Below are 11,988 nucleotides of genomic sequence, written 5' to 3' on the forward strand. Positions count from 1 at the left end.
CCAGAAATTAAGTTACAGCATCAAACCCCTCATAAAACGCCTCAAGCGGTACCAATAAGTAAGTAGCACACTTAATACAAACTACTTCATAGCCACTATGCCCAACAAGTTACATGCCAACCTTAACCCAATAGCAGTATAATTAATATCCTGTCTTTACAAAGTAATACCCCTAGACCAGACATATCTGCCTGAACTAACTTGAAAAATCGTAATATTTCTTACATAATTATCCCGATTTTTCGCTCTAGAACAAATCCATCCTGACCGCTACTATACGGAAACGAAGTTTTTACACTTGTATCTTCTGTAGAAATACAGCCCTTTGCTTTGAAACAAGAGGTCAGAATGTTTACCAGCATACCCAAACTGCCCAGCCGTCAAAATTCGATTGAGAAATTTTCTATGTATATGACTGTGGAGAATAATAAGGGTTACTCAACGATTAAATGGAAAACAGAACCTCAAATGCATTGCAATATTGAGTTATACAAAAGCAGACACTATAAGTTTGCTACAAGTTTGCATTGTTAGGAGCAACTCTCCAGGAATTTCAATCACGAACTTAAGATCACTTGATTCAACTGAAACGATTTACATGCCCAAAAATAAAAACATTCAAAATCCAAGTGACTATCGATAATTTCAGCATTACGGAAGATTTTGTGGTTTAACAACTTGCGCGATTAGAAAAATGAGTAAGTTAGTGATCTTAAATTTGGGAAGGGGTACTCTACAAGATGGCTTTCACTTTGTGACTGTTCAACTACAGTCAGAGAATAATTTCAAAATGAGTCAATTTCAGGGTTGTTTACCAGCAGCCCCAAATCTTCTTGACCTGTATCGTCGTTGGCAATTGCTGTATGATTTAATTTATTCGGCTCGCTCTATAAATATAGGTTTACGTCAACACAAGCTCATTGATGAAGATATTAAAATTGATGAATCTGACATAACTCATGTTTCCGATGCTGAATTTGATAAAGTCTGTCAAAAGTTACAAAAAAGCCTGAATAATTGGCTGGATTATCAGGGTTTTCGTTCCATTGAGTTCCAACTAAGAACAAAATTATCCAAGTCAGATGAAATTCGATTTGTGATTCAAACTGAAGACAGCTATGTCAGAAAACTACCCTGGCATGTTTGGCGCTTTTTTGAAGATTATCGTTTGGCAGAAGTCGCCTTAAGTCCAATTGAGTTTGAGTCAGAAAATCAGGTGATCAATTCGGCTCTTAAAGTCAGAATTTTGGCGATTCTGGGGAATAGCACCGGAATTGATACTGATGCTGACAAAAAGTTTTTGGAAAGCTTGTCATCAGATGCAGAAACGGTATTTTTGGTAGAGCCAACACGCTCAGAATTAAATGAGCAGCTTTGGGATAAGCAGGGATGGGACATTCTCTTTTTTGCAGGGCATAGTTATAGCAAAGATGATGGGGAAACAGGTTATATACATATAAATCCTAGCGAAAGATTAGCAATTTCGCAGTTAAAAAATGCTCTGAAGAAAGCTATAGAACGCGGGTTGCAGTTGGCAATTTTTAACTCTTGTGATGGGTTGGGATTAGCACAACAGCTAGATGATTTACATATTCCCCAAATGATTGTCATGCGAGAACCCGTACCAGATAAAGTGGCGCAAGAGTTTTTGAAGCGCTTTCTCAAGGGGTTTACTGATAATAAATCGTTTTATTTAGCAGTGCGGGAAGCGCGGGAACAGTTGCAGGGTTTAGAAAGTGAATTTCCTGGCGCAAGCTGGTTACCTGTGATTTGTCAGAATCCTGCTGTTGTGTCGCCGACTTGGAAAGAGTTGCAAAACAGAACTAAAGGCGATCGCCAACCCCGAACCCTACCTGTACGCCAACCCAAACTCAATTTCAAAACAGTTTTGATGATGAGTTTTCTAGTCACAAGCTTGTTGATGGGGGTGCGCTGGCTTGGGATACTACAAGCATGGGAGTTACAGGCTTTCGATCATTTCATGCGGCTACGATCTCCTGAAAAACAAGATAAGCGAATTTTGATAGTTACAATCACCGAAGATGATTTGAAATTACCAGAACAAAAGGAAAGAAGAGGATCACTCTCTGATCTCGCACTCGCCCGACTTTTGGAAAAACTTGCACCCCTCCAACCAAAAGCCATTGGCTTAGATATCTATCGTGATGAGTCATCACAACCCAAGCAAGCTTCTTTGGCGACTCAATTCAAAACAGATAACAGGTTGTTTGTGATTTGCAAAGTTAAAGAACGCACAAATAACCGTTCGGGGAATTCACCTCCAAAGGGAGTTCCACCAGAACGCCAAGGATTTAGTGATGTTGTTCAAGACGCAGACGGCGTTTTGCGTCGTCATTTATTAGCAATGCAACCAGCAGATCCAACATCTCCTTGTACCACGCCCTACGCCTTTAACACCCAACTGGCGTTCTACTACTTGGAAAAGGAGGGTATTAATCCCAAGTACACCAAAGCAGGGGATTTGCAGCTAGGTAACGTTGTTTTTAAGCGGTTGCGATCGCACATGGGCGGCTATCAACAAGTAGATACAGGAGGCTATCAAATCTTGCTCAATTACCGCTCTTACCACCATTCTCCTTTAGAAATTGCCCCAACAGTCACGCTAAAAGAAGTTCTCAAGGGTATGCTTAAGCCTGAACAAGTGAAAGACCGAATTGTCCTCATCGGTGTCACCGCTGAAAGTGTCCGTGATTATATTCCTACTCCCTACAGTGCTCAGCAAGAATTTTACCAAAAAATGCCAGGTGTTATTATGCAAGCGCAAATGATCAGTCAAATCATTAGTGCGGTTAAAGATGGGCGACTTTTGTTGTCAGTGTTACCTGTTTGGGGCGAAGTCTTGTGGATTTGCAGTTGGTCTTTTGTTGGAGGTTTTATCGTTTGGCGCTGTCGGTCAGGACGACTAATCATACTGGGGGGTGGAAGCGCAATAGGCATTTTATACTTTTTTTGCTTAATTTTGTTTTGCTCTGGGATTTGGGTTCCCCTCGTCCCGTCAGCCTCAGTTTTAGTCATGACTGGCGGTACTGTGGCGATTTACCTGACTTCACTACAAAGGCAGCGACAACTGATTTTTAAAACTTAAAGCATTATAAACATTATAAAAAAGATGAAATTATTTGTGCAAAAGATTCAACTTTCCTACGCCATCAGTTTTATATTCCTTAGCTGTATACAAGTGCGGGCACAACCTGTTAACTCTCTTCGTGTTGGGCAAAACCCAACATTAGAACCCAAGGGACAATTCAACCAATCATTGATTTTCGCTGCGCCGCCCCCACCACCAGACATCGGGGAACCAGGTAAGCGAACAGAAGCAGGTAGCCGTGGCTGTGGAGGAAACACGAATAAGCCCCTGGCTTCTGTTTCTCGAAAGCGTCTCACAGCTTTAGTACCTGTTTATTCAAAGTCAGAATTGGTGTATGCAGCAACGATTGCTGAGTATCCTAGTTTCTGGTTTTATGTTCCTTATTCGTCGTCGTTGGCTTATGGAGAATTTGTGCTAGAAGATGAAGCACAAAATCAGACTATTTACAAGACTTCTTTGACAGAGACACCAGGAGTCATTAGCCTGAATTTACCATCAAAAGCAGCACCTCTGAAAGTGGGTAAGCGATATCACTGGTATTTCAATATTTACTGTCAGAGGGATAAGCAAATTATTGCGAATGTTGAGGGACATGTAAAACGGGAGCAACTCAACTGGGCTTTGAAAACTCAATTGGAAAAAGCAACACCCAGCCAACGGGTAAACCTTTATGCTGCTAATGGTATTTGGTATGAAGCACTGAGTGCTGCTAATGAACTGCGTCGAAGAAATGGGCAAGAAACTTCTTGGGCTGCGCTGTTGCAAACTGTTGGTTTGAATGATGTTGCAACTGAACCAAAAGTGGAATGCTGCACTTTAGAAAATCAGCAGTGAAGTCCAACGCTAACTTGCTGTGCAATATGCGGAATTATACCAAGAGTTATGGGAAGTGCTAGGATAATTTGCTACGAGGAGGACTTCCCCTTTTGCGTTTACTATCCAACCAGTTGCTTCTACAATCCGTTCTGGTGTATCTGGTGTAGCGGTAATTGTTTTAATGGTAACAACTGGACTTTTGCGATGATCACTGCTGGGATTAAGAGTTATCAAATCTACTTGAACCGCATCAGTGTTCAGGGGTTCACTTGGGTTGGGCGGTAAGCCACCGCGTCCGGTGATCGTAAATTGGCTCTTCGCTAGAGGGCTACCTGCAGTACAGGTTTGGGCTACTTTGGTGTCAACTGGTACTGATGGTAAGTTGACTAAGCCACTGTTGGGATTAATATCAGGTGAATTGATAATCACCTCACCATTCAACTGAGGGTTCTGTAACGAAATAGCGGTGATATCACTCAGCGGAGTTGATTGTTCACGGCGCTCTATCCCGAAGACTCCCTGAGCTGTAATATCGATGAAACCACCTCTACCCTTAGAAGCATTGGCGGTAATGTCGCTATTTTCTACAGGAACAGAGACTAAAAATTTGGTGTTGATATTAATATTGCCACCATCCCCGTTACCGCCTGCTGAAGTGGATATCGTACTACCACGGCGCAACTGCAACAAGTCCGCTACCTCCAGCTTAATATCCCCGCCTTGACCTGATTCGGTTCGAGCTGAAATTTTCCCTTGGTTATCTAGCTTAATGGATCTCGCTTGTACCTCAAGCTTGCCTGCATCCCCTGATCCTTCAGACTGAACAAACAAGCCGCTGGAATTCTTACCATCTGTTCCACTCAGTTCTACGTCAGAAGCGTTAATTGTTAAACTTCCGGCTTTCCCTGTACTGACACTAGAAGCTGATATTACTCCCACATTGCTGGTACTCAATCGTCTGGTGATAATCGTCAAATCTCCGGCATTTCCAGCACCTTCAGTTTGAGTAAATAAGCCACTTCTATCAACCAGTTCCACAGCATCGGAAGCCTTCACAGATAAATTTCCCCCTTGTCCTACTCCATAGGTGGTAGTTGATATGAATGCATGTTGCTGGACACTTAAGCGTCTAGTATCAATTGCCAAATTTCCTGCATTTCCAGAACCTTCAGCTTGAGTAACCAAGGCACTGCTGTCAACCAATTTCACAAACTCTGAGGCACGGATGGTAAGATTTCCTCCCTGTCCCTTCCCTAAGGTACTCGTTCTTACCAATGAATTGTCGCTCTGGATACTTAATTGTCCAGTTTCAATCGTCACGTTTCCCCCACTTTCAGTCCCTGTTTGTGTAACATCGGCTGTTATCCGTGAGCCTTCACTGAGAGTGATCCCCTTAGTTGTATGGATAAGTATGTCTCCACCAGCCTCTGTACCTTGTGTGTCGGCATAAACGCGTGCTTCTTTTGTCATATCCAATTGATTGCCCCGGATTTGAATGTCACCACCACCAGGACCGCTAGCATTGACAAACGCCTTATCTTCAAGCCGGATATCTCTAAAAGTATTAACCTGGTCGTACCCAAGAACCCAACTGTTATTTCTGTAATTCAAGCTAACTTCCCCAACGCCTGCCACACTACCCAGCGCAATCTGTCCTCCAGGCGCTGTCATGACTCCCCCTGGAAGGTTGACCGAACCACCCACCAGTGCCAGGGTTTTGCCGGGAGCAACCTGCAAACCACCAGGCAACGGCACACCTTTATCATCCAAAACTGGATTACCCGTGGTGGGGTCTATTACGAGGACGCGGGATTCATTACGGATTTCTCCCGGAGTTTGCCCAAACTGCAAACCGATAGGAACACTTACCGTTAGCAGAGGTGTGTTTTGGGGAGCCTTTGTACTAAATTCTGTGCCATCAGCAAATTTCAGGCTACTCGCTGTACTTGCTAAGAAAGAACCACCAATGTTCAATTGAGCATTAGGACCAAAAATGATCCCATTCGGATTAATCAAAAACAGGTTAGCAATGCCATTGGCTTTAATCACACCATTGATGTTAGAAACTGACCCACCCGTGACGCGGCTGATGATGTTTTGAATATCTAAAGCGTTGTTGAAGAAAGCGGTAGAACCAGTAGGGACAGAAAACTCCCCAAAGCTATGGAATAAGTTGCTTCCTACTTGGGTTCCACCTTCAATCATAATTCTCGTGTTCCCCTCTAATCTGACGCTGGAATTATTGGGTAGAGTGCTATCGGGTGTTATCTGAGCAAAGGTGCAATCCCAAGAAAAAGCAAATGCACCACTAATTGCTAAAGAACTGGCTAGCCCTAATGATCGGCACCAACCGCCGCAGTTTTGAGCCATCTGGTGAAATTACCTCGATAGAAGAAACAGCGCTTGTCAGTAGTTGCAATCTCTTTCAAGTTAGCGGTGAGCCTTTAAGCTCTAGCATCAAGTAAATGCAACCTTAGTATAAAATAGCTAACTATAAAAGGTCACCGTTAGTTGTGATCTAAACCACTAAGAAGCAGTGTTTGGCTAAGAAGTAAGATGGTGATTTCAAGCAAGGGCAGGTTTGAAATCATGGGAAACGCTCCCTTTGTTATGCAAGATTTTGCGTCCTCTTGTGGATAACGTTAATTAGTTGACGATAGCTAACAAACTCAAATGTAAGTAAGTCGGCACAAATAAACGGAACTATCTAACAGAATGTAAAATGCACAAAATCCTTGCGATTGCTTCGTTTTACTTCGTTCCACTCGCTGCGGACATACCTTGAAATTTTTACGCCGACTTACTTACTTTATTTTCACGAAAGTGTCTAATTACTATTGATTTTTGGAAAGGTGGGCGTTCTAGAAGGATCATCAGAAGTAATAGAATCAGCAGCTACTTCATCAGTATGGAGACTAATAAAATGCGCAAAATTATGATGATCTCCACTCCCACCTACAATATTTTTAGCCTCCTCAAGTGCAAGTTCCTGCTCAACAGATGATATCAAATTTGGTAGCCTTTGAATCATTAAAAAACCGCTGCAAATGCTGAGGGCGCAGAGACAGAGGAAGGATAAATAACTGCGATACAAACAGATTTGAGATGATTCAGTAGGCTTTAAATCAGAAATTTGTACTTTAGAAGGAAGACGCATTGTAAAAACCTCATTGATAAAATTTACTGGCTGTGAACATCACAGGAGTGAAATTTAGTAGATTATCTCCCCCTTAGTAGTCCAAGCAACCTCTAATTATTTTTCTGTCCAAGTAACGAGTTTTACGCAAAACCTAATATTTATTTACAAAACTTCATTAATAGATAACTGCATAAATGCAAAATTCAGTACTAGTACTCACGCCGCTTCGATCTAGAGTGATTCAGACTCGTTCCCATGTAGAGTATCTGTCATTACCCAGATTTTTTCATTCACAGGCGTTAAGCGTAGCTCTCCGTAGGAATCGCCCTAAAAATCAGATGAAAAATCAGATTTTACAAAGATAGGACTTACGCACTCGCGACGAAAAATAAGGCTTTGCGATTGCTTCCCTTTGATCGCAATGACTCCAATTGCGTTATTTTTGCGTAAGTCCTGAAAGACTCATTTTTCCGTTGTCATTTTTAAGGTTGATACAAATAAAAAGCAGAGAGCACCTGAGCAGGGGATAAGTATCTTCTACAAACATATAAAAGACAACAACAGACAATAAATGTGCGGCATTTGATTGCATGCTCAGGCAAGCAATGTCTTGCGATAAGCTGTAGAAACGTCTATGCCTATGGCTTATCCTTAACTGATAGTTGCTTCAGTCCTGTTCAATTTATGTTTTGAATTTATATTTTTAATTGCTTATGCGTCCTCGCCAAGAAATTACGGATATGTTCTCAACCTTCGCGCAGTTGGAAGGAGACAGATTCAGCAAATGGTTGACTGATCATAAACTGTATAAAAACATCCAAAATCACTTGGATCATTCATCAGAAGCACTGAAATCAGAAAACTTTTGGGCGCTTTACTGGCATAAGCACTGGCGCTCTGGCTCAAATAACCTTGCAAAAATGCATTTGTTAGCTTATTTACAAGAGTCATGTTATTGGACGGCTTCAAAAACAGTTGCCAAATTTACTCTTAGGCAACATAGTCTAGCTGATTACTTCCAAATGGCGATCGCTGAAGTCGAAACAATTCTTAAAGACTTCAATCCGGAAAAATGCTCTAGTTTCAAAGCCTACGCCATTATGGCAATTCCCAGTCGGCTGAAAGATATTTTACGCCAACGCAAGGAAGCTGATCTTTGCACCAATTGGGCATTGTTACGTAAAGTGAGCAAAAAGCTGCTTAGTGAAGCTTTGAGTGAAGCTGGTTTATCACAAAGCGCAATTGCTCAATATCGCTTAGCTTGGACTTGTTTCAAACAACTGTACGTCCAAAACCAACCAGGAGGTACCAGTAAGTTACCAGAACCGAATCGTCAACTTTGGGAAGCGATCGCCAACCTCTACAACCACCAACGCCAAAGCCAACTCACTCAACCAACTCTCGCATGCAACGCACAGACAATTGAACAGTGGTTAACCCAGACAGCTCTCTACGTGCGAGCTTATCTGTTTCCACCAGTAAAATCTCTAAATGCTTTCAAGCAAAATGATGACACGACAGTAACGTTTGATTTGCCAGACCCATCCTCATCATCACCAATGGCTGATATCATAGCCCAAGAGGATGTCCAAAATCGACAAAACCAAATATCTCAGATGTCTGCTGTATTGTTAAAAGCTTTACAGAACATGGATGTAAAAACCCAAGAAGTACTGAAACTTTACTACCAACAGGGACTCACTCAGCAGCAGATAATGCAACAGTTGCAGATGAGTCAGCCTACGGTGTCTCGCAGACTGGTTAAAGGTAGAGAATCAATGCTTGCAGCATTAATTAAGTGGAGCCAGGATTTGAATATTTCTGTGAACTCCAACCAAATTAAAGATATGAGTCTTGCTTTGGAAGAATGGTTGAGAAACCAGTATGGTGAGTACAACATGAATCCATAGTTTTCACAAGGTAGTAAAAATGACTTGCGCGTTTGCAGATCCAAGAGAATGGTTGTTAGAAATATCACCAACACTTCAGGCGCAATCCTGGCAGCAAAGTCAGGTTTATGCCACGCCTAGCAGTCGCTGGTGCGCTTACATGAATCAAATTTGTCTTTATGCCTTCTTGGATTGGATTTCAACTGAAGATTTTCCCCAAGCAAGTGTTTGGTACACTTTCCCTGGTACGCCAGCTTTTTGGGAATTTGTCAATGGCACAGCAATTTTGTTAGACAACAGACGAGTCGTATTGATCCCCAGTGAGGCAATTGATGATAGCGAGTTAGAAGTCCCTCAGGAATGGGTGGACATTCCCAATTGGGCAGCAGACTACTATTTAGCAGTCCAAGTCAAACCAGATGACGAGTGGGTACGAATTTGGGCTTACACAACCCATGAAGAACTGAAATCTCTGGCTCACTATGACTCAGTGGATAAAACTTATTGTATAGATGCACGGCATTTGACAAAAGACCTCAATGCTTTCTCTTTGAGCTATAAATTTTGTGGAGAAGAGCAGATGAAAACTGCTATAGCTCCTTTACCACAATTATCCACCCAGCAAGCAGAAAATCTTGTGCAACGGTTAGGCAATTTCTCAGTGACTTTCTCTAGGCTTGCAGTGCCATTTACAACTTGGGGAGCACTACTAGAGAATGAACAGTGGCGGCAACGCTTGTACCAACAACGACAGCAGTCACAATCTTCCCAAGTGCAAGTGAATCTCAGTCGTTGGCTAGAAGGTATATATGATAATGCTTGGGAAGCAATAGAAACATTTTTGCTTTTCGATTCCAGCAGTCTATCTTTTAATTTTAGGAGTAGCTCTGGGTTCGGTGTTGGTAGTATCAAACGAGCCAAGCTGATTGACTTGGGCATGGAAATAGAGTCTCAAAAAGTGGTGCTATTAGTTGCCTTCATACCAGAGGATAGCCAACAAGTTAGTATTCGCGTGCAACTACATCCTGTTAATGGAGAATCTTACTTACCTGTTAATATTAAGTTAGGTTTGCTTTTAGAGTCAGGGGAAATTATTCAACAAGTGCAAGCAAGAGAACAAGATAACTACATACAATTGAAACGCTTTGATGGAGAAGTAGGAGAATGTTTTAGCATCCAAGTTGCTTTTGATAGTTACCAGATAACAGAAAATTTCGTTATTTAGTCATTAGTCATTAGTCATTATATTATATTCGGATGAACACTTATAAAAAACGAAAAACCTCACCCCGCCCTCCGGGCACCCCTCTCCTTAATAAGGAGAGGGGATGGGGGTGAGGTCTTTTTATTGTAAGTAATCAAACGAACTTGATATTAGTTATTGATCAGATCGTTAATGACAAATGGTTGCTGGACAAATGAGCGCTAACAACTCACAATTACCAAACAACAAATGAGTAAGCTAGTCATCTTCAGCTTGTTGGGAGGAGACTTAAATCAAGGATTTCCTGTTGTCACAGTTCAACTTTGGCACAATAACCAATTTTTCAAAATAACAGGGAGTCTGCCAGCAGTACCAGAACTTAGCGAACTCTACAGAAGGTGGCAGTTACTCTACTGTGCTGTCCATCAACGTTTGGGCAGCAATCAACGTATAAAAGTGCATTCACAAGATATTACTAATATTTCTGTGAATGACTTTGATGAAGTGTGTCATCAGCTACAAGCACATATCAATGCTTGGTTAAAATCTGAATCCTTCCAGAATATTGAACGACAGTTAAGAACTCTACTCAGTCGGGATGATGAAATTAGAGTTATTTTTGAAACAAATATAGCTTTACTACATCGGTTACCTTGGCATCTATGGAATTTTTTTGAGGATTACCCGAAAGCTGAATTAGCTTTGAGCAATCATGAGTATGCATCTGTTCAGGTAGTGCGAAATTCTTCCACAGGTAAAGTCAAGATTTTAGCAATTCTAGGTAACAGTTTTGGTATTGATATTGAGAAAGACCGCTGTTTGTTGCAAGGTTTAACAGATGCCCAAACCACGTTTCTTGTTGAACCAACACGCAGAGAACTTGATGAGCAACTGTGGAATCAGGATTGGGATATTCTGTTTTTTGCAGGACATAGCGCTAGTATTGCAGATGGAGAGTTCGGCGAAATTTACATTAATCAAAGCGAGAGTTTAACAATTTCCCAATTTAAGAATGCACTAAAAACAGCAATTGCACGCGGTTTAAAACTGGCAATTTTCAACTCCTGTGATGGAATTGGTTTGGCACGAAATTTAGCTGATTTGAATATTCCCCAAATGATTATGATGCGGGAACCAGTACCAGATTTAGTCGCACAGGAGTTTTTAAAAAACTTTCTTGTCGCTTTTGCGGGTGGGAAGCCATTTTATCTGGCTGTACGAGAAGCGCGGGAAAGACTTCAGGGATTGGAGAATAACTTTCCTTGTGCTAGTTGGTTACCACTCATCTGCCAGAATCCTACTTTTGAGCCGCTGACTTGGCAAGAAATGAAGAATTTTCCCAGTAGACTACCGACTCGACGATGGCGACTTCTCCGAACAGTACCTCTGGGTGTATTAACAACTGCATTGGTGATAATTCTACAGCTGCTAATTCCATCAATATTACCATTTCAGAAAAAATTACCAACAAAACAAGGAATTCCCCCTACCACTCACACAGTACAAGCTGGTGAAATATTATTCGACATCGCTAAAGTATACTATGGTGATGGCAATAAGTGGCAAAAAATTACTGCTGCTAATGGCAATATTAAACCTGAAAGTTTACAAGTAGGTCAAAAACTTACAATTCCTGCTGATACCAATTCTCTATGAAGATACATAGAATCAAGCTTTATGGAATAGAGCTTCGAGGATGAAATCATAAGAGGATGAAATCATAACAAGTCAAAGAGGAGATTAACGAGAGAAGATATTTGAGCTAACTCGTGTTGAAGCCGTTGGCGCAGTTCGTGTAAATTAGAGAAATTCTCACCCTTGAACTAGTTGT

The 11,988-nt window shown here is 41.5% G+C and carries 7 protein-coding genes; 5 read left to right on the plus strand and 2 right to left on the minus strand.

Annotated features, from left to right (window positions below):
- The first annotated feature begins 790 nt into the window (after positions 1 to 790).
- Positions 791 to 3,106: a CHASE2 domain-containing protein gene (locus tag DP117_RS11115; RefSeq protein ID WP_348982997.1), complete on the plus strand. Its 2,316-nt coding sequence runs from the start codon at positions 791 to 793 to the stop codon at positions 3,104 to 3,106.
- A 36-nt stretch (positions 3,107 to 3,142) separates the two neighbouring features.
- Positions 3,143 to 3,943 carry a DUF928 domain-containing protein gene (locus DP117_RS11120; protein WP_169218370.1) on the plus strand — a complete coding sequence of 267 codons (801 nt, stop codon included), beginning with the start codon at positions 3,143 to 3,145 and terminating at the stop codon, positions 3,941 to 3,943.
- Positions 3,944 to 3,952: 9 nt separating this feature from the next.
- On the opposite strand, the gene DP117_RS11125 is transcribed toward DP117_RS11120, so the two are convergent.
- Complete coding sequence (locus DP117_RS11125) at positions 3,953 to 6,295, minus strand: filamentous hemagglutinin N-terminal domain-containing protein (protein WP_169218371.1); 2,343 nt, start codon at positions 6,293 to 6,295, stop codon at positions 3,953 to 3,955.
- 457 nt (positions 6,296 to 6,752) lie between these two features.
- Complete coding sequence (locus tag DP117_RS11130; protein ID WP_169218372.1) at positions 6,753 to 7,082, minus strand: hypothetical protein; 330 nt, start codon at positions 7,080 to 7,082, stop codon at positions 6,753 to 6,755.
- A gap of 722 nt (positions 7,083 to 7,804) precedes the next feature.
- On the opposite strand from DP117_RS11130, the gene DP117_RS11135 reads away from it, so the two are divergent.
- From DP117_RS11135 to DP117_RS11145, 3 genes are all read left to right on the plus strand, one after another.
- Positions 7,805 to 8,974 (plus strand): sigma-70 family RNA polymerase sigma factor, encoded by a 1,170-nt coding sequence (locus tag DP117_RS11135; RefSeq protein ID WP_348982998.1) that lies wholly within the window; start codon positions 7,805 to 7,807, stop codon positions 8,972 to 8,974.
- 19 nt (positions 8,975 to 8,993) lie between these two features.
- Positions 8,994 to 10,178: a DUF1822 family protein gene (locus tag DP117_RS11140; RefSeq protein ID WP_169218374.1), complete on the plus strand. Its 1,185-nt coding sequence runs from the start codon at positions 8,994 to 8,996 to the stop codon at positions 10,176 to 10,178.
- Between the two features lie 228 nt (positions 10,179 to 10,406).
- Complete coding sequence (locus tag DP117_RS11145; protein WP_211176045.1) at positions 10,407 to 11,813, plus strand: CHAT domain-containing protein; 1,407 nt, start codon at positions 10,407 to 10,409, stop codon at positions 11,811 to 11,813.
- Positions 11,814 to 11,988 lie beyond the last annotated feature (175 nt).

The organism is Brasilonema sp. UFV-L1 (genome assembly GCF_012912105.1).
Lineage (GTDB): Bacteria > Cyanobacteriota > Cyanobacteriia > Cyanobacteriales > Nostocaceae > Brasilonema.

Excerpts from the sequence above, each read along its gene's own strand:
- DP117_RS11115 (WP_348982997.1), top strand. The coding sequence starts at position 791 with ATGAGTCAATTTCAGGGTTGTTTACCAGCAGCCCCAAATCTTCTTGAC.
- DP117_RS11125 (WP_169218371.1), bottom strand. The coding sequence starts at position 6,295 with ATGGCTCAAAACTGCGGCGGTTGGTGCCGATCATTAGGGCTAGCCAGT.
- DP117_RS11130 (WP_169218372.1), bottom strand. The coding sequence starts at position 7,082 with ATGCGTCTTCCTTCTAAAGTACAAATTTCTGATTTAAAGCCTACTGAA.
- DP117_RS11135 (WP_348982998.1), top strand. The coding sequence starts at position 7,805 with ATGTTCTCAACCTTCGCGCAGTTGGAAGGAGACAGATTCAGCAAATGG.
- DP117_RS11140 (WP_169218374.1), top strand. The coding sequence starts at position 8,994 with ATGACTTGCGCGTTTGCAGATCCAAGAGAATGGTTGTTAGAAATATCA.
- DP117_RS11145 (WP_211176045.1), top strand. The coding sequence starts at position 10,407 with ATGAGTAAGCTAGTCATCTTCAGCTTGTTGGGAGGAGACTTAAATCAA.